Source organism: Pseudomonas syringae pv. coryli str. NCPPB 4273 (assembly GCF_000972175.1).
Lineage (GTDB): Bacteria > Pseudomonadota > Gammaproteobacteria > Pseudomonadales > Pseudomonadaceae > Aquipseudomonas > Aquipseudomonas syringae.
In genome coordinates, this window is the sequence record NZ_AWQP01000017.1 from 1 (window position 1) to 23,514 (window position 23,514).

Consider the following 23,514-nt stretch of genomic DNA (forward strand, 5'->3'; position numbering starts at 1 on the left):
GGACGCTCCGCGTCCTCTCCTGATTATGTGGCGCGGCGCAGAACGTGAGGGACGATAGTTGTAACCGCCCCCCACGCCCCGATCAACGCACCAGATGCAGGAACTGCATATGCCGTTCGTACTGATCGAGCACGTCGTTGATGACTTGTTCCTTGGTGTAACCCACCAGGTCGTAGTCCTGACTGCCCTCGCTCAAGTGCACCTCGGCGCGGTAGTAGCGGCGGTTGTTCAATTGCTTGGAGCCCATGCCGCCACGGGCGAACGACGGGGTGAAGAAGCCTTTCATCTGCACCTGGTAAATGAATGGACGTTCTTCACCATGACCGATTTCCAGGGTCACCGAGTCGTTGGACGGGTCGGGTACGTTGACCACGTTCAAGCCCTTCTCGACGAACACCGCCGTCACTTCTTCAATCGCTGGACGCACGGTCTGATCGAGGAAACGGTACACCTCGTCTCGCGACGGGTAATGCACCGCCTGGCTCAGACGCTGACGCCAGCCACCGCGTCGTGAACCGGACACTGGCGCCAGCGAGTACAGCTGGGCAATCTTGCGCTGCGACTCCATGACGAACGCCTTGTGCAGGCCCCACATCATTAGCAACAGAATCAACGAGAACGGCAGCGACGTCAGCACCACGGCCGATTTCAGCGCATCGATGCTGCCGGAGAACAACAGGCCACTGGTGATCAGCGCCGTGGCCACACCCCAGAACACCCGCAGCCATTTCGGACCGTCTTCGTCAGGGTTGCCGCCTTTGGCTGACAGTGTCGACAGCACCACGGTGCCTGAGTCGGCTGAGGTAACGAAGAACACGAAGCTGATGAACACCGTGACCGCAATGACTGTCTTGCTCCACGGATAGGTTTCCAGCAGCAGGTACAGGGTCATCGACGGATCGTCGATAGCCGACTGACCCAGCGCCGTCATGCCGTGGTTGAGCACTTGATCGATGGCGCTGTTACCGAAGATCGACATCCACGCCAGGGTGAAGCCCAGCGGGATCAGCAACACACCGAAGACGAACTCGCGGATGGTCCGGCCACGGGAGATGCGCGCGATGAACAGGCCCACGAACGGCGCCCAGGCAATCCACCAGGCCCAATAGAACACCGTCCAGCCGCCCAGCCAGTCACTCGGCTCGTTATAGGCGTACACGTCGAAACTCTTGCTCGGCAGTGCGCCCAGGTAGTCACCGATGTTCTGCACCAGCGTATTGAGCAAGTGCTGAGTCGGGCCGGCAAACAGCACGAACAGCAGCAGCGCACAGGCCAGCAGCATGTTGATGTCGGACATGACGCGTACGCCCTTGTCGACACCGGCGATCGCCACCAGAATCGCCGCGCCCATCATCAGGGTGATCAGACCGACCTGAATCCAGTGGGTGTGCGCCACGCCGAACAGGTAGTCCAGACCGGAATTGAGGTGCAGCACCCCGAAGCCCATGTCTGCGCCGAGCCCGAAGATGGTCGCAATGATGCCGAAGCCATCGACGGCATAGCCGATAGGGCCGTTGATGCGTTTGCCGATCAGCGGATACAGCGCCGAACGCAGGGCCAGCGGCAGGTTGTGCCGATAGGCGAAATAGGCCAGCGCCATCCCGACGAAGGCAAACACGCCCCAGCCATGCAGCCCCCAGTGCAGAAACAGCAACTGCATGCCCTGGCGTGCCGCTTCTGCGGTGCCACCCTCGCCCTGCGGCGGTTGCAGCAGATGCGTCAGGGGTTCTGAAACGCAGAAAAAGAACAGCGTGATGCTGATGCCGGCAGCGAATAGCATCCCGGCCCATGACAGGTAACTGAACTCGGGTTCGTCGTGGTCGGCACCGAGCTTGATCTTGCCGAAGCCCGACAAGGCGGTGACCACCACGAAGACCAGGTACAGGGTCATGACCATCATGTAGTACCAGCCGACCGTGTTGGCCGCCCAGTTTTGCGCCGCCAGCAGCCATTCGCCGCTGGCTTGCGGGAACGCGATCACGACGATGCCGAAAATCAGAATAAAACTCGCAGCGAAATAGAACACTGGAGCATTCATGCGAACCATGCCGCTTGAGGAGGAACTCGCAGAACTCATCGGTTGAGTGCCTCCGGACTGATAAAACCAACTGCAAAAAGCGGATACGGCAAGGGTAAGCCTCCTGTTGTGAGCGGGCAGCGAACCACCGGTTTAACTTGAACGAGCGTTCAATTTAAACATGAAAACACCCGCGAGACCTAATCGCAGGCCGGTGAATGCTGGCTCAGGCCTGGGTATGACGCATGCTTGCGCGGGTTCGTTCCCACGCTAAAGAGGCCATTTTCAGTCCGCCAAAAGCGCTGTTTGCAAACATCCGCAGCACTTTGATTCCGGTCTTAACGCGATGCACACCCTCCTCGCACCAATCTGTTACCTGCCGCCCCAAAACTGCGCAAAAAGTCATTCAGGTAACAGAACAGCGCTCCTCTCAGGCCAATGCGTGCGCGCTGACCAAAACCGTAAGACCCCGCAAATAAAGCCCTGCAGGCAAGTTAGATGGGTAAAAAACAGCAGCAGCGCAAAGTTGGTCTTTTGATTGCATATGCTTGTATGTACAAGTAGAGACAGGCTAAACACTCTGTCTTCTACTTAACTGAATCAGCCTGCTTCGCCAGGCGCTGTTCGCCCTTCATCGGGGTGGTTCGAATTGATCGCCGAGGATTTTTTTGTGACCGAGAATAATCAAGACCTGAAGCAGGACTGGACCCGCCATCGTGAAGGCGTCGTACGGGCTGCACGCGGCACTCAACTGACCGCCAAGAGCTGGCTGACCGAAGCGCCGCTGCGCATGTTGATGAACAACCTCGACCCGGAAGTCGCCGAAAACCCCAATGAGCTGGTGGTTTACGGTGGCATCGGTCGCGCCGCGCGCAACTGGGAGTGCTACGACAAGATCGTCGAAAGCCTCACCCAGCTCAACGATGATGAAACCTTGCTGGTGCAGTCCGGCAAACCGGTCGGCGTATTCAAGACCCACAGCAATGCCCCGCGCGTGCTGATCGCCAACTCCAACCTGGTGCCGCACTGGGCCAGCTGGGAGCATTTCAACGAACTGGATGCCAAGGGCCTGGCCATGTATGGCCAGATGACCGCCGGCAGCTGGATCTACATCGGCAGCCAGGGCATCGTGCAAGGCACTTACGAAACCTTCGTCGAAGCCGGTCGCCAGCACTATGACGGCAACCTCAAGGGTCGCTGGGTGCTGACCGCAGGCCTGGGCGGCATGGGTGGCGCGCAGCCGCTGGCCGCGACATTGGCCGGGGCCTGCTCGCTGAACATCGAATGTCAGCAGAGCCGCATCGATTTCCGCATCAAGACCCGCTACGTCGACGAACAGGCCGCTGATCTCGATGACGCACTGGCGCGTATCGCCAAATACACGGCCGAAGGCAAAGCCATCTCCATCGCCCTGTGTGGCAACGCAGCGGACATCCTGCCGGAAATGGTCCGTCGCGGTGTGCGCCCGGACATGGTCACCGACCAGACCAGCGCCCACGACCCGCTCAATGGCTACCTGCCCAAAGGCTGGACCTGGGACGAGTACCGTGCCCGTTCGGTGAGCGAACCGGCCAACGTGGTAAAAGCCGCCAAGCAGTCAATGGCCGAGCACGTCGAAGCCATGCTCGCCTTCCAGCAAGCCGGCATTCCGACCTTCGACTACGGCAACAACATTCGCCAGATGGCCAAGGAAGTCGGCGTCACCAATGCCTTCGATTTTCCGGGTTTCGTGCCCGCCTACATCCGTCCGCTGTTCTGCCGTGGCATCGGGCCGTTCCGCTGGGCCGCGCTGTCGGGTGACCCGCAGGACATCTACAAGACCGACGCCAAGGTCAAAGAACTGATTCCGGATGACGAGCACCTGCACAATTGGCTGGACATGGCACGCGAGCGCATCAGCTTCCAGGGCCTGCCGGCGCGTATCTGCTGGGTAGGCCTGGGTCAACGCGCCAAACTGGGCCTGGCCTTCAACGAAATGGTCCGCAGTGGCGAGCTGTCGGCACCGGTGGTGATCGGTCGTGATCACCTGGACTCCGGCTCGGTCGCCAGCCCCAACCGCGAAACCGAATCCATGCGTGATGGCTCCGACGCTGTTTCCGACTGGCCGCTGCTCAATGCCCTGCTCAATACCGCCAGCGGTGCGACCTGGGTCTCGCTGCACCACGGTGGCGGCGTGGGCATGGGCTTCTCGCAGCATTCCGGCATGGTGATCGTCTGCGACGGCACCGATGAGGCCGCCGAGCGTATCGCCCGCGTATTGCACAACGACCCGGCTACCGGGGTGATGCGCCATGCCGATGCCGGCTACGACATCGCTATCGATTGTGCCAGAGAGCAGGGCTTGAACCTGCCAATGATCGGACGTTGAAAACGTTGTCGGTCATCAGGCCGACACACGTCGGGGACGGGCATGAGCATGCCCACGGGCCGGATGCCTACTTGAAGCTGCCGTCATCCATTTCAGGCTTAGGAGCATCGACAATGAATATGAAAAAGGCCCTGTTGACCACACTGGTATCCGCTGGCCTGCTCGCCAGCGCGGGCGCAAGTCAGGCGGCCGGCTGGTGCGAATCAGGCAAGCCGGTGAAATTCGCCGGTCTTAACTGGGAAAGCGCGATGCTGCTGACCGACATTCTGCAGGTCGTTCTGGACAAGGGTTACGGCTGCACCGTTGACGCCCTGCCCGGCAATTCCATTGCCATGGAAAACGCCCTGGGCACCAACGACATCCAGATCTTTGCCGAAGAATGGGTCGGTCGCAGCGAGGTCTGGAACAAGGCCGCCGCTGCCGGCAAGGTGGTCGGTGTCGGCGCACCGATCGTCGGCGCTGTGGAAGGCTGGTACGTGCCGCGCTATGTGATCGAAGGCGACGCCAAACGCAAGCTGGAAGCCAAGGCACCCAACCTGAAATCCATCAGCGACCTGGCCCAGTATTCAGCCGTGTTCAAGGACCAGGAAGAGCCTGGCAAAGGCCGCTTCTACAACTGCCCGGCCGGCTGGACCTGTGAGCTGGAAAACAGCGAAATGCTCAAGAGCTACGGCCTGGAAAGCAAATACACCAACTTCCGCCCAGGCACCGGCCCGGCGCTGGATGCGGCGATTCTGTCCAGCTACAAACGTGGCGAGCCGATCCTGACCTACTATTGGTCACCCACGCCGCTCATGGGTCAGGTAGACCTGGTGCGTCTGGAAGAGAAAGCCGGGGTCAACAAGACGATCGATATCAAGGTCGGCGTGTCCAAAGTGTTCCACGATGAGGCCCCTGAACTGGTCGCCATCCTGGAAAAGGTCAACCTGCCGATCGACCTGCTCAACCAGAACCTGGGGCGCATGGCCAAGGAACGCATCGAATCGCCGAAGCTGGCGAAGATTTTCCTGAAAGAGCACCCCGAAGTCTGGCACAAATGGGTCAGCGAAGACGCCGCGAAGAAGGTGGACGCTTCGTTGTAAACGGCCGGGCTGTCGGACCGAACGGTTCGACAGCCCTGTCGTTGACCCGACACACCTCATTTGAGAGCCGCTTATGTTTCCTGAAAGCTTCACTTTCTCGATCGCCAACTGGGTCAACGATGGCGTCGACTCACTGGTCACGCAGTACGGCGATGTGTTCCGGCACATCTCCGACACCCTGCTATGGGCCATCGTCAACCTCGAAGGCCTGCTGCGCATGGCGCCGTGGTGGCTGATGCTGATGATCGTCGGCGGCATTGCCTGGCACGCGACACGCAAGATCGTCACGACGCTGGTCATCGTCGGCCTGCTGTTTCTGGTCGGCGCGGTCGGGTTGTGGGACAAGCTGATGCAGACTCTGGCGCTGATGCTGGTCGCCACGATCATCGCGGTGCTGATCGGCATTCCGCTGGGCATCCTCTCGGCGCGCAGCAATCGTCTGCGCTCGGTGCTGATGCCGCTGCTCGACATCATGCAGACCATGCCCAGCTTCGTGTACCTGATCCCGGTGCTGATGCTGTTCGGTCTGGGCAAGGTTCCGGCGATCTTCGCCACAGTGATTTACGCCGCGCCGCCGCTGATTCGTCTGACCGATCTGGGCATTCGTCAGGTGGATGGTGAAGTGATGGAAGCCATCAACGCGTTCGGCGCCAATCGCTGGCAGCAACTGTTCGGTGTGCAACTGCCGTTGGCGATGCCGAGCATCATGGCCGGAATCAACCAGACCACCATGATGGCGCTGTCGATGGTGGTGATTGCCTCGATGATCGGTGCACGCGGGCTTGGTGAGGACGTTCTGGTGGGCATTCAGACCCTCAACGTCGGGCGCGGGCTGGAAGCGGGCCTGGCCATTGTCATTCTGGCGGTCGTCATCGACCGTATCACGCAGGCCTATGGCCGCCCACGGCATGAGGCGCACAAATGAGCAGCGTGGAACCGAACAAAATCGTCGTCAAAAACGTATTCAAGATCTTCGGCAACCGCTCCAAGGAAGCACTGCAACTGATCAAGCAAAACCAGAGCAAGGACCAGGTGCTGGCCCAGACCGGCTGTGTGGTCGGGGTCAACGACCTGTCGCTGTCGATCGGCAGCGGCGAAATCTTCGTCATCATGGGCCTGTCCGGCTCGGGAAAATCGACGCTGGTGCGTCACTTCAACCGGCTCATCGACCCCACCAGCGGCGAGATTCTGGTCGATGGCGAAGACATCCTGCGTTACGACATGGAGGCCTTGCGCCAATTCCGCCGGCATAAGATCAGCATGGTGTTCCAGAGCTTCGGCCTGCTGCCGCACAAGACCGTGCTGGCCAACGTGGCCTACGGCCTGACCGTGCGTGGCGAAAGCAAGACGCTGTGTCAGGAACGCGCGCAGCACTGGATCACCACCGTAGGCCTCAAGGGCTATGAAAATAAATACCCGCACCAGCTTTCCGGCGGCATGCGTCAGCGTGTAGGTCTGGCCCGCGCACTGGCCGCCGATACCGACATCATTCTGATGGACGAAGCATTCAGCGCCCTCGACCCGTTGATCCGCGCCGAGATGCAGGACCAGTTGCTGGAGCTGCAAGCCAGCCTGCACAAGACCATCGTGTTCATTACCCACGATCTGGACGAGGCCGTGCGCATCGGCAATCGCATCGCGATCCTCAAGGACGGGCGATTGATTCAGGTCGGTACGCCGAAAGAAATCCTCCACTCGCCTGCCGACGATTACGTGGATCGTTTCGTTCAGCGCCGCGTAGCCACCCTTTAAGGACCGTTGCAGATGTCGCGAGCAGAACAGATCGTCATCGGTGAAGCACCTGCAGGCTGGCAGGACGTGGTCGCCGTGGCCCGACATGGCGCAAAACTGGTCCTGTCGGATGCTGCCTGGGCACGGATCGACAACGCCCAGGCCATCGTGCAGCGCATCGTCGTCAGCGGCGAGCGCGCCTATGGCGTGAACACCGGGCTCGGCGCGCTGTGCAATGTGTCACTGCAAGGCGACCAGCTCAGTCGCCTGTCGCGCAATACCCTGCTCAGCCATGCCTGCGGCGTCGGTGCGCCACTGGCCGACGAGCAGACCCGCGCAATCATCTGTGCCGCGATTCTCAACTACAGCCAGGGCAAGTCCGGCATTCACCGGCAAGTGGTCGAAGCGCTGCTGGCCCTGCTCAACCGGGGCATCACGCCGCAAGTACCGGCGCAGGGCTCGGTGGGTTACCTGACGCACATGGCGCATGTCGGTGTTGCGTTGCTGGGCATCGGCCAGGTCAGCTATCGCGGGCAGATCGTCCCGGCCGAGCAGGCCCTGAATGAAGAAGGCCTGGCTCCGGTCATCCTCGGCGCCAAGGACGGATTGTGCCTGGTCAACGGCACACCGTGCATGACCGGCCTCAGCTGTCTGGCCATTGCCGATGCCGAGCGCCTGAGCCAATGGGCCGACGTAATCGGCGCGATGAGCTTCGAAGCCCTGCGCGGCCAGCTGGACGCGTTCGATGCAAGCATCCTCGCCCTCAAGCCGCATCCGGGCATGCAACAGGTGGGCAAGAACCTGCGCACGTTGCTGGCCGGCAGCGAAGTGCTCGCCAGCAGCGAAGGCATTCGTACCCAGGATGCGCTGAGTATTCGTTCGATTCCCCAGGTGCATGGCGCCACCCGCGACCAACTGGCTCACGCCACTCGCCAGGTCGAGATCGAGCTCAATTCAGTCACCGATAACCCGCTGCTGCTCGGCACGCCCGAGGCTTTCCGAGTGGTGTCCCAGGCCAATCCACACGGCCAGTCGGTGGCCATGGCGGCAGATCTGCTGTGCATGGCGATGGCCGAGCTGGGCTCGATCGCCGAACGACGCCTGGACCGCCTGATCAACCCGATGGTCAGCGGCCTGCCGGCGTTTCTGGTCACCCAGCCGGGGGTCAACTCGGGAATGATGATCGTCCAGTACGTCGCCGCTTCGCTGTGCGCAGAAAACCGCCAGATGGCGCAACCGGCCGTGGTCGACAACTACGTGACCTCCGGCCTGCAGGAGGACCACCTGAGCCTGGGCACCAGCGCTGCGCTCAAGCTGCACAAAGTGCTGGGCAATACCACGCAGATTCTGGCCATCGAGTATTTGCTCGCGGCCCAGGCATTCGAATTTCTCAAGACACAGGGTTTTGGCGTGGGCACCGGTGCCGCGTGGCGGCTGCTGCGCGAGCGCATCCCGGCCTACGACGAAGACCGCTGGCTGGCCCCGGACATCGCCAGCAGCGCGGCCCTGATCAAAGACGAAGCGTCGCTGGAAAGGGTTTTCCAGCACTGCCGTAACAACGCGGCAGGCCTATAAAAACAGCTTACGGCCACCAGCCGTCGCTGACATTCATCAAGGAGTAGCAGCATCGTGACCACCTTATCTGCCAAGACGCTGAACCTGATCCCCGGCCAACTGACCCTGGCGCAACTGCGCGATATTTATCTGCAGCCGGTCAGCCTGACGCTGGACAGCAGCGCAGACCAGCAGATCGACGACAGCGTCGCCTGTGTCGAGCGCATTCTGGCCGAGAACCGCACCGCCTACGGCATCAACACCGGCTTCGGCCTGCTGGCTTCGACGCGGATTGCCAGCGAAGACCTGGAAAACCTGCAGCGTTCGCTGGTGCTGTCGCATGCGGCCGGTGTCGGTCAGCCAATCAGCGATGAGCTGGTGCGTCTGATCATGGTGCTCAAGGTCAACAGCCTGAGCCGCGGCTTCTCGGGCATTCGGCGCGTGGTCATCGACGCTCTGATTGCGCTGATCAATGCCCAGGTCTACCCGCATATTCCGCTCAAGGGCTCGGTCGGCGCTTCCGGTGACCTGGCACCGCTGGCGCACATGTCGCTGGTGCTGCTGGGCGAAGGCAAGGCGCGCTACAAGGGCGAATGGCTCAACGGCGTCGATGCGCTGGCGGCTGCCGGGCTGCAACCGCTGACCCTGGCGGCCAAGGAAGGTCTGGCACTGCTCAACGGTACGCAAGTGTCTAGCGCCTACGCCTTGCGCGGCCTGTTCGAAGGCGAAGACCTGTTCGCGGCAGCCCTGACCTGCGGCTCGCTGACGGTTGAAGCGGTACTGGGTTCGCGCTCGCCCTTCGACGCGCGCATTCATGCCGCACGCGGGCAGCGCGGGCAGATCGATGCAGCGGCCTGCTACCGCGACCTGCTCGGCGAAAGCAGCGGCGTGTCCGAGTCGCACCGCAACTGCGACAAGGTTCAGGACCCCTACTCGTTGCGCTGCCAGCCACAGGTCATGGGCGCATGCCTGACCCAGCTGCGTCAGGCCGCCGAGGTGCTGGAAATCGAAGCCAACGCGGTGTCCGACAACCCGCTGGTGTTCGCCGCCGAGAACGACGTCATATCCGGTGGCAATTTTCACGCCGAGCCGGTTGCCATGGCGGCGGACAACCTCGCTCTGGCCATCGCCGAGATCGGCTCGCTCAGCGAACGTCGCATTTCGCTGATGATGGACAAGCACATGTCGCAGTTGCCGCCCTTCCTGGTGGCCAACGGCGGTGTCAATTCCGGGTTCATGATCGCGCAGGTGACCGCTGCCGCACTGGCCAGTGAAAACAAGGCATTGGCCCATCCGCACAGTGTCGACAGCCTGCCGACCTCGGCCAATCAGGAAGACCATGTGTCGATGGCCCCGGCCGCCGGCAAGCGCTTATGGGAAATGGCAGAAAACGTTCGCGGGATTCTTGCCGTAGAATGGTTGGCTGCCTGCCAGGGTCTGGACTTGCGTGAGGGTCTGAAAACCTCTCCGAAGCTGGAGCAAGCCCGCAGCCTGTTGCGCAGCAAGGTCCCGTTCTATGAAAAGGACCGCTTTTTTGCACCGGACATCGAAGCTGCCAGTCAGCTGTTGTCCTCCACTTGCCTGAACCCGTTGGTTCCTGCACGTCTGCTACCCAGTCTGTGATGCACCGCGAGCCTGGCAGGGCTCGCTTTGGTCATCGCTGCGGGAAGCCGGATGCAGGCGTTCTCGCAGCTATTGCCGTACCTGTAATGAAATGGACCTGAAATGACGTCACAAGATGGTTTGAAACGCGGGTTATCCGCCCGCCACATCCGCTTCATGGCCCTGGGCTCTGCCATCGGCACAGGGTTGTTCTACGGCTCGGCCTCGGCGATTCAACAGGCCGGGCCTGCCGTACTGCTGGCTTACCTCATCGGCGGCGCGGCGGTGTACATGGTGATGCGCGCGCTCGGCGAAATGGCGGTCCACGACCCGGTGTCCGGTTCGTTCAGCCATTACGCCACGCGCTACATGGGCCCGCTGGCCGGCTTCGTGCTCGGTTGGACCTACGCGTTCGAGATGATCATCGTCTGCCTCGCCGACGTGACCGCATTCGGCATCTACATGGGCTTCTGGTTTCCGGAAGTACCGCGCTGGATCTGGGTGCTGGGCATCGTCTTTCTGATCGGCGCGCTCAACCTGTGCAACGTGAAAGTCTTTGGTGAAACCGAGTTCTGGCTGTCGATCCTCAAGGTCAGCGCCATCGTGGCGATGATCGTCGCAGGCTTCGGCATCATGATCTTCGGTATCGGCAGCTCGGCCAGCGGCACCGAAATCGGCATCAGCAACCTGTGGGCGCATGGCGGCTTCATGCCCAACGGCGTCACCGGTCTGATCGCCTCGTTCGCGGTGGTGATGTTTGCCTTCGGCGGCATCGAAATCATCGGCATTACCGCAGGCGAAGCGAAGGACCCGCAGCGCAGCCTGCCTCAGGCGATCAATGCCGTGCCGCTGCGCATTCTGCTGTTCTACGTGCTGACGCTGTTTGTGCTGATGTGTATCTACCCGTGGCCACAGATCGGCACGCAGGGCAGTCCATTCGTGCAGATTTTCGACAACCTGGGTATCGCTTCGGCGGCGACCATCCTCAACATCGTGGTGATCTCGGCGGCCGTGTCGGCGATCAACAGCGACATCTTCGGCGCAGGCCGCATGATGTATGGCCTGGCCCGTGAAGGTCAGGCGCCCGCCAGTTTCGCCCGCGTGTCGCGCCATGGCGTGCCGTGGATGACCGTGCTGGTCATGGGCATCGCGCTGCTGGGCGGCGTGCTGCTCAACTACCTGATCCCCAAGGACGTGTTCCTGCTGATCGCTTCGCTGGCCACCTTCGCCACCGTGTGGGTCTGGCTGATGATTCTGCTGACGCAGGTCGCCATGCGCCGCTCGATGAACCGCGAGGAAGCGGCACAGCTGAAATTCGCCGTGCCGTTCTGGCCTTACGGGCCTGCGGCCGCCATTGCCTTCATGCTGTTCATCTTCGGCGTGCTGGGCTACTTCCCGGACAACCGTGCAGCCTTGATCGTCGGCGCAATCTGGATCGTGCTGCTGCTCATCGCCTACGCTGTGTGGGTCAAGCCCAAGGCGCTCAACAACACTCATTGATCAACGAGGCCTGGAATGAAAACGCTCTGGAAAAACTGTCACATCGCAAGCATGGCGCACGGCAAATACTCGATCATCGAGCATGCCGCCATCGTGACCTCCGGAGCGCTCATCGAGTGGATCGGGCCTCAGGCCGAGCTGGCCGAGCCGGAACATGACAACTGCATCGATCTGAACGGTGCATGGGTCACGCCCGGCCTGATCGATTGTCACACCCACACGGTGTTCGGCGGCAACCGCAGCGGCGAGTTCGAACAGCGTTTGCAGGGTGTGAGCTACGCCGAGATCGCCGCAGCGGGCGGCGGTATTGCCAGCACGGTGCGTGCGACTCGCGCCGCCAGCGAGGATGAGCTGTACGCCAGTGCCGAGCGCCGTTTGCGGCATCTGCTGAAAGACGGCGTCACGACCGTCGAGATGAAATCGGGCTACGGGCTGGACCTGGAAAACGAGCGCAAGATCCTGCGGGTGATCCGGCGTCTGGGCAACACCCAGCCCGTCACCGTGCGCGCCACCTGCCTGGCCGCCCACGCGCTGCCACCGGAATACGCCGATCGCGCCGACGATTACATCAACCACATCTGCAACGACATGCTCCCGGCGCTGGCAGCCGAAGGGCTGGTCGATGCGGTGGATGCTTTCTGTGAATACCTGGCGTTTTCGCCTGCGCAGGTCGAGCAGGTGTTCATCACCGCAGGGCAACTGGCGCTGCCGGTCAAACTGCATGCCGAGCAGCTGTCGTCATTGGGCGGATCGAGCCTGGCCGCGCGCTACAAGGCGCTGTCGGCGGATCATCTGGAGTTCATGACCGAAGACGACGCCATCGCCATGGCCGCTGCCGGAACCGTCGCGGTGCTGCTGCCGGGGGCGTTTTACTTCCTGCGTGAAACACAACTGCCGCCGATGGACGCGCTGCGCAAGCACGGCGTGCCGATTGCGATTGCCACCGACCTCAACCCTGGCACCTCGCCGGGCCTGTCATTGCGCCTGATGCTGAACATGGCCTGCACGCTGTTTCGCATGACGCCCGAAGAAGCACTGGCGGGGGTGACGTTCAATGCCGCCAGGGCGCTGGGCATGAGCGCGACCCACGGCTCGCTGGAGGTCGGCAAGGTCGCGGATTTCGTCGCCTGGAACATCGAACGACCGGCTGATCTGGCCTACTGGCTGGGCGGCGATCTGGACAAACGTATCGTGCGCCACGGCGTCGAATCATCGATCTGAAGGAGAGCCCTGTGGATAACGTTCTGACATTCAAGCGTGGCCGTATTCCGCTGCTGATCAGCATGCCGCATGCCGGTCTGAAACTGACCCCGGTGGTCGAAGCCGCGCTGGTGGACGAAGCCTTGAGCCTGCCGGACACCGACTGGCACATTCCGCGTCTGTATGACTTCGCCGCTGAATTGGGCGCCAGCACCCTGGCCGCCGAATACTCGCGCTTTGTCATCGACCTCAACCGACCCGCTGACGACAAGCCCATGTACGCAGGTGCGACCACCGGCCTGTTCCCGTCGATTCTGTTCGATGGCATGCCGCTGTTCAAAGACGGCCAGACGCCGAGTGCCGAAGAGCGGGCGCTGTATCTGCAGCAGATCTGGACGCCCTATCACCAGACGCTGGAACAGGAGCTGCAGCGGATGCGTGATGAGTTCGGTTATGCGCTGCTGTTCGACGCCCACTCGATTCGCGGCCATATTCCGCACCTATTCGACGGCCGCCTGCCGGACTTCAACCTGGGCACCTTCAATGGCGCGAGCTGCGACCCGGAGCTGGCCAGCCGGATGGAGCAGGTCTGCGCAGCGGCCAAGGACTACAGCCATGTGTTGAACGGGCGCTTCAAAGGCGGCCACATCACCCGCCACTACGGCAACCCGGCCAACAACATCCATGCCGTACAGCTGGAGCTGGCGCAAAGCACCTACATGGACGAATTCGTGCCCTTCCACTACCGCCCGGACCTGGCCGAGCCGACCCGCGCCGTGCTCAAGCCACTGCTGGAAACCTTCATTGCCTGGGGACAAGAGCGCTTCGGCTGACAACGTCGGACGCAGAGCGTGGAGCGATAGCCGGTGGCCACGATTATCGTTCCCATGCTCCGCGTGGGAATGCCGTTCCGGACGCTCCGCGTCCGCCCTTCAAGGTTCCCGCCTGATCACTTCTTGAGCAAGCGCAAGCCGTTGAACACCACCAGCAAGCTCACGCCCATGTCGGCAAACACCGCCATCCACATGGTCGCCAGGCCCGCGAAGGTGATACCGATGAACAGCACCTTGGTCACAATGGCCAACACAATGTTCTGTTTCAGCACCGCCGAGGTCCGGCGTGAAAGCGCAATGAACGTTGGGATCTTGCGCAGATCATCGTCCATCAGGGCGACATCTGCCGTCTCGATAGCCGTATCGGTGCCTGCAGCGGCCATCGCGAAACCAATCTCCGCACGGGCCAGCGCAGGGGCATCATTGATACCGTCGCCCACCATGCCTACCCGGTGATTGCGGCTGTAAAGCGCCTCGATCGCACTGAGCTTGTCGGCAGGCAGCAGATTGCCCTGCGCTTCATCGATGCCGACCTGATCGGCAATCGCCTTGGCCGTGTGCGGGTTATCACCGGTCAGCATGACCGTCTTGATGCCCAACTCGTGCAACTGGGCGATGGCTTCACGGCTGGTCTCCTTGACCGTATCGGCGACGGCAAACAGCGCAATCGGACCCGAGGCATCGAGCAACAGCACCACGGTCTTGCCCTGCATCTCCAGCGCATCGAGCCTGGCTTCCAGCTCCGGCGAACACAGGCCCAGTTCTTCCACCAGACGATGGTTGCCCAGGTGATACATCTGGCCGTTGATCTCGCCTTTCACACCGCGGCCACCCAACGCCTCGAACGCACTGACTTCATACAGCGTCAGGCTGCCATCGGCGGCCTTGGCAATCGCCTGGGAAACCGGGTGATCTGAACGCCCGGCCAGGCTCGCGGCAATCCCCGGCGCGCTATCGGAGACTGCAGGGTTCAACGGCACATAATCAGTCTGCACCGGCTTGCCGTGGGTCAGCGTGCCGGTTTTATCCAGCGCCAGATAATCGAGCTTTTCGCCCATTTCCAGATAAACGCCACCCTTGATCAAAATACCCTTGCGCGCCGCCGCTGCCAGACCGCTGACGATGGTTACCGGGGTGGAAATTACCAGCGCACATGGGCAGGCCACCACCAGCAGCACCAGCGCCCGGTAGATCCAGTCATACCATTCGCCGCCAAAGAACAGCGGTGCGACCAACGCCAATGCCAACGCAACGACGAACACCACTGGCGTATAGATACGGGAAAAGCTGTCGACAAAGCGCTGGGTCGGCGCACGCGAACCCTGCGCCGCTTCCACCGCATGAATGATGCGCGCCAGCGTCGAGTTGTTCGCGGCGGCGGTGACGCGGTACTCCAGCGAACCGGCCTGGTTGATGGTGCCCGCGAAAACCTTGTCGCCGACAGTCTTCTCCACCGGCAGGCTTTCACCGGTAATCGATGCTTGGTCAATCGTTGAGCTACCGGACACCACTTCACCATCAAGCCCGACACGCTCGCCTGGCTTGATCCGGACGATAGCCTCCAGTTCGACGTTTTTGGCTTCGACTTCCTGCCAACTGCCATCCGCCTGCTTGACGGTGGCAAGCTCAGGCGTCAGTTGCATCAGGCCACTGATCGCATTGCGCGCACGGTCCAACGACTTGGCTTCGATCAACTCGGCAATGGTAAACAGGAACATCACCATCGCCGCTTCCGGCCACTGACCGATCAGAATGGCGCCGGTCACCGCGATGCTCATCAGCGCATTGATGTTCAGGTTGAAGTTCTTGAGTGCGATCCAGCCTTTCTTGTAGGTCGTCAGCCCGCAACTGAAGATCGACACCAGTGCCAACAAGGCAACCACCCAGGTCGGGCCGAGCGATGCAAAATGGACCACCTCTGCGCCCAGCGCCGCAACGCCGGACAACGCCAGCGGCCACCAGTGTTTCTTCACCACCGGCGCCGATTCGGCAGACGCTGCACCTTCCTCGACCGGCTCGGCCTGCATGCCCAACGAGCTGATAGCCTCACGAATCGGGTCGGTGGACGGCAGGTCATGCCAGACGCCCAACATGCGGTTGATCAGGTTGAATTCCAGCTTCTGCACACCGGCCAGCTTGCCCAGCTTGTTCTGGATCAGCGTCTGCTCGGTGGGGCAATCCATCGCTTCGATACGAAAGCTGCTCAGACGACCGCCCGCTGCAGGCGCGTCGCCAAAGGTCACTACAGCGGGCTGTGCATCGCTGGAGCAGCACGAATGGGCATGCTCCACGGGCTTTTGCTCGTGTGCGTGCTCGCCGTGATCATGGTCATGATCGTGGTCATGTGCGGGGGAATTCTTGATCGTCGTGCCCATTCGTTGTGGCTCCAGGATTCTGCTTGTTGCCAAGTGAACACCCTGTAGCCACTATAGGGTCAAGCAATCAAACGAGATGAGTCGAAATGAAAATCGGCGAACTGGCAAAAATGACCGACACCCAGGTCGAAACCATCCGCTATTACGAACGCGAAGGCCTGCTGCCTGCCCCTGCCCGCAGTGACGGCAATTACCGGCTGTATACCCAGGCGCACATGGAGCGCCTGTCGTTCATCCGCAATTGCCGCAGCCTGGACATGACCCTCGAAGAAATCCGCAACCTGCTCAACCTGCGCGACAGCCCGCAGGACCAGTGCGAAAACGTCAACGCCCTGATCGACGAGCACATCGAACACGTCAACGCCCGCGTCGCGAGCCTGCAAGCGCTCCAGGAACAACTGCTCGACCTGCGCCGCCGCTGCAGTGATGGCACGACAGAACATTGCGCGATACTGGAAAGGCTGGAAGTGACGGGGGCTGTGGCAGCGCCAGAAGGCGAGCCTTCACATGTGGGGAGGAGTCATGGGCATTGAGGTCACTTTTATCCCACTCTGATGATCGTGACAAAGCTGTGCGTCTGGATGTGTCTTCACTCTGTGCGTCTGTGTTAATTAAGGCTGGTCAAGGAAATAGCAGAAGGCTGGAGCAGACAAATGGGGACGAATGCTCTGGAAACAGAGGTTTCCCAGCTGAAGGCGTACTACGAAGAGCTAAATGCCCAGCTGCCATTGGCAACAGAAAACACTGGCGCGCGTTGTTAAGCGCTTTGCAAGATCAGAGCGGGTTGGTTACTATCACTGCCATTGGCGGGGATCGCTGGAGCAGTACCGGAACCTCGCGACGGCCTTTGGGCACTTACTGCAGAAGAAAACTCAAAAAACCGTCTGTCAGGGCGGTTTTTTGTTGCCTGAAAATCACCTCAGGGCGTCACGCAGCACGCCCACCCTGGGTGGTCCTCCATACTGTACAAGCGTTTAAACCGCCATCGGCGCCGTCATTGCCGGGTGATGCTGGTAGCCTTCCAGGGTGAAGTCCGAAGGCTCGATCAGCTCCAGCCATTCAGGCTGGTACACACCGGTCTTGGCGAATTCCGGCACGCGGTCGGAGATCACCAGTTTCGGCATCGGGTACGGCTCGCGGGTCATCTGTTCGTTGAGCATGTCCAGGTGGTTTTCGTACACGTGGGCATCGCCGATGAAGTAGGTGAACCAGCGCGGCGTGTAGCCGGTCAGGCGGCCGATGAGGCTGAGCAGCGCGGCGCCTTCGGTCAGGTTGAACGGCGTACCGAGGCCCAGATCGTTGGAGCGGATGTACAGCGTCAGCGAGATTTCGCGGGTCTGCGGGTTCGGGTGCAGCTGGTACAGCAGGTGGCACGGCGGCAGGGCCATTTCATCGAGCTGTGCGCAGTTCCAGCCATGGAACAGGATCCGCCGGCTGCCCGGGTCGTTGATGATGGTGTCGACGCACTGGCGAATCTGGTCGATGGCCTTGTACAGGACCACGAAAGACTGACCGTCTTCTTCGGACTCGGCAATCTGACGATACCCCTGGCCCAGCGCCAGTTCGATGGCCGCGACATTGCCGGCATCGATACGCTTGTAGGCTGGCCACTTGCGCCATTGCACGCCATAGATTTCGCCCAGATCGTCCTCGCCCTTGCGGAACGGGTTGTTCAGCCACTGAGCGTTTTCGTTGGCGTTCTGATCCCAGACCTTACAGCCCAGTTCGCGGAATTCCGCGGCGTTGTTTACGCCACGCAGAAATCCGACCATCTCGCCGATGGCCGATTTGAAGGCCATGCGCCGTGTGGTGATCGCCGGAAAACCTTCCTGCAAGTCATAACGCAGCATCGCACCCGGAAAGCTGATGGTGTTCACGCCGGTACGGTTGGCTTGCAAGGTCCCGTGCTTGATCACATGAGCGACCAGTTCCAGATATTGCTTCATAAATCACCTGCATTGTTGAACGCGCCGGGCGTCGTCACCCGGCGTTTCGGTATTAAACCGCTGCCTTGCTGGCGGACGGGTCGCGCTTGTAGGCCAGCCAGATCAGCAACAGGCCGGCGATGATCATCGGCAGGCTGAGGATCTGACCCATGGTCACCCAGCCCCACGCCAGGTAACCCAACTGGGCATCAGGGACGCGGACGAACTCGACCACAAAGCGGAAGATCCCGTAGAACAGCGCGAACATGCCGGAAACGGCCATGGTCGGACGCGGCTTGCGGGCGTACAGATTGAGAATGATGAACAGCGCAACGCCTTCCAGCGCGAACTGATACAGCTGCGAGGGATGACGCGCCAGTTGCGCTGGGTCGCTGAACGGCGGGAAGACCATGGCCCACGGCACATCGGTCGGCTTGCCCCACAGCTCGGCATTGATGAAGTTGCCGATACGCCCGGCACCCAGGCCGATCGGCACCAGCGGGGCAACGAAGTCCATCAGTTGGAAGAAGCTTTTGCCGTTGCGCTTGCCAAACCACCAAGCCGCGATCATTACGCCGACAAAGCCGCCGTGGAACGCCATACCGCCCTTCCAGACCTCAAAGATCAGCAACGGATTGGCGATGTAGGCCGACAGGTCATAGAACAGCACGTAGCCCAGCCGCCCACCGACAATCACGCCCATGGCCAGCCAGAAAATCAGGTCGGAGAGTTTTTCCTTGGTCCAGGTCGGGTCGAACTTGTTCAGGCGACGCGACGCGAGCAGCCAGGCGCCGCCGATACCGACCAGGTACATCAACCCGTACCAGTGAATTTGCAGCGGGCCGATAGCGACGGCTACCGGGTCAATCTGCGGGTAAGGCAGCATTGCGACTCCTCAATTGGAACGCCCTTGCGAGCGACTGAATCAGGCGCGCATGTTACCGGAGCCCGGCAGGATGCTCTAGCGGCGACCGATGGAAGCCGCCTGAACGAAGTGAAAAAAGATGCGATTGATGTGTCCAGCCGTATGGTCTTGAGCATGCGGTGTTGCGCGGACTTGTGACGCGGAGCGTCACCCAAGGCATTCCCACGCTGGAGCGTGAGGAACGATATTCTCTAACTATCGTGCCCATGCTCCGCGTGGGCATGCCGTTCTGGACGCTCTGCGTCCGGTCTTAGCGCGAGGAACGATATTCTCTGACTGTCGTGACGCTTAGTGCCCTTTGACCGAGCTGGGGTTGATCATCCGCGACAGGCCAAGGTTTTTCAGTGCCAGTTGCAGGGAGCTGCTGATGACCTGCGGGTTGTCGTTGGTCATCAGTTGCGCAAGCAGTTCCTTGGCCTTGCTGAGGTTGATCTGGCGCAGCATCCATTTCACTTTCGGCAGGTTGGTGGCGTTCATCGACAGGCTGTCGAAGCCCATCGCCATCAACAACACCGCGGCTGCCGGGTCACCCGCCATTTCGCCGCAGATGCTCACCGGCTTGCCTTCGGCGTGGGCATCACGCACCACGCTTTGCAGCGCCTGAAGCACTGCCGGGTGCAGGTAATCATAAAGATCGGCCACACGCGGGTTGTTGCGGTCGACCGCGAGCAGGTATTGAGTCAGGTCGTTGGAGCCGACCGAGAGGAAGTCCACCTGACGCGCCAAGTCGCGGGTCTGGTAGACCGCCGCCGGCACTTCGATCATCACGCCCACCGGCGGCATCGGTACGTCAGTGCCTTCGTCGCGCACCTCGCCCCAGGCGCGGTGGATCAGGTGCAGCGCTTCTTCCACTTCGTGGGTGCTGGAGATCATCGGCAACAGAATGCGCAGGTTATTCAGGCCCTCGCTGGCCTTGAGCATGGCGCGGGTCTGGACCAGGAAGATTTCCGGGTGGTCGAGGGTGACGCGAATACCGCGCCAGCCGAGAAACGGGTTGTCTTCCTTGATCGGGAAGTAGGACAGCGACTTGTCGCCGCCGATGTCCAGGCTGCGCATGGTCACCGGCAGTGGATGGAAGGCGGCCAGTTGCTCGCGGTAGATCGCCAGCTGCTCCTTTTCACTCGGGAAGCGCTGGTTGATCATGAACGGCACTTCGGTTCGGTACAGGCCCACCCCTTCGGCGCCACGCTGTTGCGCACGCGCCACGTCGGCCAGCAGGCCGGTGTTGACCCACAGCGGCATGCGATGCCCGTCGAGGGTGACGCAAGGCAGTTCACGCAGGGCATCCAGGCCCTGGGAGAGCTGACGCTCCTCCTCCACCACCTTGCCGAACTGCTTGCGCATGATTTCGCTGGGGTTGGTGAAGACTTCGCCGTGATAGCCATCGACCACCAGATCGATACCATCGACCTTGGAGTAAGGGAAGTCCACCAGGCCCATGACCGTGGGAATGCCCATGGCCCGCGCCAGAATCGCAACGTGGGAGTTGCCGGAGCCCTGAACCGACACCAGGCCGACCAGTTTGCCTTCCGGCACCTCGCCGAGCATGGCCGGGGTCAGCTCTTCACTGACCAGGATCGTGTTGTCGGGATAGACCAGCGCCTGTTGCCGTGCTTCCTGGAGATAGGCCAGCAGGCGGCGGCCCAGGTCCTTGACGTCCGACGCCCGCTCGCGCAGGTAGGCATCGTCCATCAGTTCGAAACGTTTGACGTGCTCGCTGACCACCGAGCGCAAGGCACCCTGCGCCCATTGGCCGGTCTTGATGACGTCGGTCACTTCGCTGCCCAGCGAGGCGTCGTCGAGCATCATCAGGTAGACATCGAACAGCGCCCGCTCTTCGGGGCGTAGCTGGGTGGCCAGCTTGGCTGACAGGGTGCGCATGTCACCGCGTACGCCTTCCAGCGCGTTCTGGAACAATGCCAGTTCGGCGGCGATGTCAGTGACGGTCTTGTCGGGGACCACTTCCAGATCGGCAGGCGGCAGCATGACCACAGCGACACCGACCGCAGCACCCGGCGAACCGGCCACACCCACGAACTTGGCTTCCTGAATGCCCTTGCCCTGACGACCCAGACCGCGGATCGAGCCGGTCGCTTCGGCATGCGCGATAACGCCCGCCAGTTGCGCGCTCATGGTGACCAGGAAGGCTTCTTCGCCCTCGTCGAACTGACGGCGCTCCTTTTGCTGGATGACCAATACGCCAACCACGCGCCGATGATGGATGATCGGCGCGCCCAGGAACGAGGCGTAGCGTTCTTCACCGGTTTCGGCGAAATAGCGATAACGGGGGTGATCTGCGGCGTTTTCGAGATTCAGCGGTTCTTCGCGCGTACCGACCAGACCGACCAGGCCTTCATTCGGTGCCATGCTGACTTTGCCGATGGAGCGCTTGTTGAGGCCTTCGGAAGCCATCAGGACAAAGCGGTTGACCTCGGCATCGAGCAGGTAGACCGAGCAGACCTGGCTGCCCATGGCCTCCTTGACGCGCAACACAATAATGCCCAACGCCGCCTTGAGATCCTTGGCGGAGTTAACTTCCTGGACGATCTTGCGCAGCGTATTGAGCATGGCTCGGGGTCGAACTCCGTGTCAGTCGCGCGATAAGAGGCGCGGGGCAAGCTCTTTGAGTGCGCGTCGATACACCTCGCGCTTGAATGTCACCACCTGGCCTAACGGATACCAATAACTGACCCAGCGCCAGCCATCGAACTCCGGTTTACCGGTCAAATCCATCCGCACCCTCTGCTCGTTGGAGATCAGGCGCAGGAGAAACCATTTTTGCTTCTGGCCGATACACAGCGGCTGGCTGTGGGTACGGACCAGTCTTTGCGGCAGACGATAGCGCAACCAGCCCCGAGTGCAGGCAAGTATTTGCACGTCATGTCGTTCCAGACCGACTTCTTCATTCAATTCGCGATAAAGCGCGTCTTCCGGCGTCTCCTGCGGGTTGATACCCCCTTGAGGAAACTGCCAGGCATCCTGGTTAATACGCCGAGCCCATAGGACCTGACCAGCATCGTTTGTCAGAATAATCCCGACATTAGGACGGAAACCATCGGGGTCGATCACGGCAACAACCTCGCAAACGCATGTCGCCGCATTGTTCCACAAAGGCGATCAAACCAGCAACGAGGCTTATCACCTTATGTGAAGACTTGTGAAAACCTCGTATTCTGGGGCTCTTTTTTCAACTATTTCAGCGAGTAACCCTATGCGCCTGGCTTTATTCGACCTCGACAACACCCTTCTGGGCGGCGACAGCGATCACGCCTGGGGCGATTACCTGTGCCGGCGCGGGATCCTTGATGCCGCGACCTACAAGACCCGCAACGACGAGTTCTATCAGGATTACCTGGCCGGCACGCTGAACATGACCGACTACCTGAATTTTACTCTGGAGATTCTGGGCAACACTGACATGGCGCAGCTCGAGCAGTGGCATCGCGAGTTCATGCGCGATTGCATCGAACCAATCATGCTGCCCAAGGCGCTGGAATTGATCGCCAAGCACCGCGAGGCCGGCGACAAGCTGGTGGTGATCACCGCCACCAACCGCTTTGTGACCGCACCTATCGTGGCGCAACTGGGGATCGATACCCTGCTGGCGACCGAATGCGAGATGGCGGATGGACGCTATACCGGCCGCACCACAGGTGTGCCCTGCTTCCGTGAAGGCAAGGTGACACGCCTCAATCAGTGGCTGGAAGACAACGCGTTCAGCCTCGAGGACAGCTATTTCTACAGTGACTCGATGAACGACCTGCCTCTGCTGGAGCAGGTGGCCAATCCGGTTGCGGTCGATCCGGACGATAAATTGCGTGCCGAAGCCGAGCGACGCGGCTGGCCGGTGATTACCCTGCGTCACTGAGTGCTGGCAATACTCAGGCCGGTTTGAAGCCTGTCAGACCGGCCATCACCACGAAGCACACGACGCTGATCACCATCAGCGCCAGGGTAAAGCCGCGCTTGCCGCCTTTGGCACCAAGACGCAACCGATTGAGCCTGGCCACCAGCCAGACCCAACTGCACAGCCCCAGGGTGTAAAGCACGCTGCTGCCCAGTACCCAGGTCTGGCCCAGTGACAGGCCTTTCAAATGCACCAGCCACCAGCCACTGAACGGCAGCGTCGCCAGGCAAACGGCCATCAACACCCAGAAAAACAGCAACGGCCGCTTGAGCAGGCGATTCTGCACGGTCGTGTCGCCTTCAAGACGCACCTTGACCACCCCGCTGGCCAGCACCAGCGCGCTGATCAGCAACAACGCGATGGCGACGATGTGCAGGGTATTGAGGGTGGTGATGGGTTCCATGACGCGGTGTTCCTCTGGAATCGGGCTTGGGTGAGTTTAGCAGTGTGGACACAAGAGTCGTGCCTTAAGCGCTATCGCGCCCATGCTCCGGT

The 23,514-nt window shown here is 61.1% G+C and carries 18 protein-coding genes; 11 read left to right on the forward strand and 7 right to left on the reverse strand.

Annotation, left to right across the window (positions count from 1 at the left end):
* Positions 1-82: 82 nt before the first annotated feature.
* Positions 83-2,038: a choline BCCT transporter BetT gene (gene betT / locus P406_RS08435; protein WP_205902143.1), complete on the reverse strand. Its 1,956-nt coding sequence runs from the start codon at positions 2,036-2,038 to the stop codon at positions 83-85.
* Positions 2,039-2,687: 649 nt separating this feature from the next.
* Here betT and hutU point away from each other — a divergent pair.
* The 9 genes from hutU to hutG all read left to right on the forward strand — a co-directional run bounded on the left by hutU (position 2,688) and on the right by hutG (position 13,887).
* Positions 2,688-4,385, forward strand: a complete 1,698-nt coding sequence (gene hutU / locus P406_RS08440; protein WP_046235986.1) for a urocanate hydratase — start codon at positions 2,688-2,690, stop codon at positions 4,383-4,385.
* 113 nt (positions 4,386-4,498) lie between these two features.
* A complete protein-coding gene (locus tag P406_RS08445) occupies positions 4,499-5,467 on the forward strand; it encodes an ABC transporter substrate-binding protein (protein ID WP_003413481.1) in 969 nt (322 codons plus the stop codon).
* A 73-nt stretch (positions 5,468-5,540) separates the two neighbouring features.
* Positions 5,541-6,392, forward strand: coding sequence for an ABC transporter permease (locus tag P406_RS08450; protein ID WP_003343849.1), 852 nt, complete (start codon positions 5,541-5,543; stop codon positions 6,390-6,392).
* Positions 6,389-7,219 carry a quaternary amine ABC transporter ATP-binding protein gene (locus P406_RS08455; RefSeq protein ID WP_052739325.1) on the forward strand — a complete coding sequence of 277 codons (831 nt, stop codon included), beginning with the start codon at positions 6,389-6,391 and terminating at the stop codon, positions 7,217-7,219. Before P406_RS08450 ends, P406_RS08455 begins: the two co-directional genes overlap by 4 nt.
* Positions 7,220-7,231: 12 nt before the next feature.
* Positions 7,232-8,773, forward strand: coding sequence for an HAL/PAL/TAL family ammonia-lyase (locus P406_RS08460; protein WP_046235937.1), 1,542 nt, complete (start codon positions 7,232-7,234; stop codon positions 8,771-8,773).
* A 54-nt stretch (positions 8,774-8,827) separates the two neighbouring features.
* A complete protein-coding gene (gene hutH, locus P406_RS08465) occupies positions 8,828-10,375 on the forward strand; it encodes a histidine ammonia-lyase (RefSeq protein WP_016569241.1) in 1,548 nt (515 codons plus the stop codon).
* 102 nt (positions 10,376-10,477) lie between these two features.
* Entirely contained in the window at positions 10,478-11,854 is a 1,377-nt protein-coding gene (locus tag P406_RS08470) for an L-histidine transporter HutT (RefSeq protein WP_046235938.1), read from the forward strand.
* 15 nt (positions 11,855-11,869) lie between these two features.
* Positions 11,870-13,075, forward strand: coding sequence for an imidazolonepropionase (hutI, locus tag P406_RS08475; protein ID WP_046235939.1), 1,206 nt, complete (start codon positions 11,870-11,872; stop codon positions 13,073-13,075).
* A gap of 11 nt (positions 13,076-13,086) precedes the next feature.
* Positions 13,087-13,887, forward strand: a complete 801-nt coding sequence (gene hutG / locus P406_RS08480; protein WP_046235940.1) for an N-formylglutamate deformylase — start codon at positions 13,087-13,089, stop codon at positions 13,885-13,887.
* 116 nt (positions 13,888-14,003) lie between these two features.
* On the opposite strand, the gene P406_RS08485 is transcribed toward hutG, so the two are convergent.
* Positions 14,004-16,262, reverse strand: a complete 2,259-nt coding sequence (locus tag P406_RS08485) for a heavy metal translocating P-type ATPase (protein WP_046235941.1) — start codon at positions 16,260-16,262, stop codon at positions 14,004-14,006.
* An 86-nt stretch (positions 16,263-16,348) separates the two neighbouring features.
* Between P406_RS08485 and cadR the strand changes: the two genes are divergently transcribed.
* Positions 16,349-16,795, forward strand: a complete 447-nt coding sequence (gene cadR / locus P406_RS08490) for a Cd(II)/Pb(II)-responsive transcriptional regulator (protein WP_046235942.1) — start codon at positions 16,349-16,351, stop codon at positions 16,793-16,795.
* Between the two features lie 441 nt (positions 16,796-17,236).
* Here the strand turns inward: cadR and P406_RS08495 are convergent, their stop codons facing one another.
* The 4 genes from P406_RS08495 to P406_RS08510 all read right to left on the reverse strand — a co-directional run bounded on the left by P406_RS08495 (position 17,237) and on the right by P406_RS08510 (position 22,181).
* A complete protein-coding gene (locus tag P406_RS08495; RefSeq protein WP_002555742.1) occupies positions 17,237-18,208 on the reverse strand; it encodes a thymidylate synthase in 972 nt (323 codons plus the stop codon).
* A 52-nt stretch (positions 18,209-18,260) separates the two neighbouring features.
* Positions 18,261-19,073 (reverse strand): prolipoprotein diacylglyceryl transferase, encoded by an 813-nt coding sequence (gene lgt / locus P406_RS08500; protein WP_024659399.1) that lies wholly within the window; start codon positions 19,071-19,073, stop codon positions 18,261-18,263.
* A gap of 327 nt (positions 19,074-19,400) precedes the next feature.
* Complete coding sequence (gene ptsP, locus P406_RS08505; protein ID WP_003420161.1) at positions 19,401-21,680, reverse strand: phosphoenolpyruvate--protein phosphotransferase; 2,280 nt, start codon at positions 21,678-21,680, stop codon at positions 19,401-19,403.
* A gap of 21 nt (positions 21,681-21,701) precedes the next feature.
* Positions 21,702-22,181: an RNA pyrophosphohydrolase gene (locus P406_RS08510; RefSeq protein WP_002555745.1), complete on the reverse strand. Its 480-nt coding sequence runs from the start codon at positions 22,179-22,181 to the stop codon at positions 21,702-21,704.
* 142 nt (positions 22,182-22,323) lie between these two features.
* Between P406_RS08510 and P406_RS08515 the strand changes: the two genes are divergently transcribed.
* The gene (locus P406_RS08515) at positions 22,324-22,980 is read left to right on the forward strand and encodes a histidinol-phosphatase (protein ID WP_046235943.1); all 657 of its coding nucleotides are present in this window, start codon (positions 22,324-22,326) and stop codon (positions 22,978-22,980) included.
* 13 nt (positions 22,981-22,993) lie between these two features.
* On the opposite strand, the gene P406_RS08520 is transcribed toward P406_RS08515, so the two are convergent.
* The gene (locus tag P406_RS08520) at positions 22,994-23,422 is read right to left on the reverse strand and encodes a DUF2269 family protein (RefSeq protein WP_003413504.1); all 429 of its coding nucleotides are present in this window, start codon (positions 23,420-23,422) and stop codon (positions 22,994-22,996) included.
* Positions 23,423-23,514: the final 92 nt, after the last annotated feature.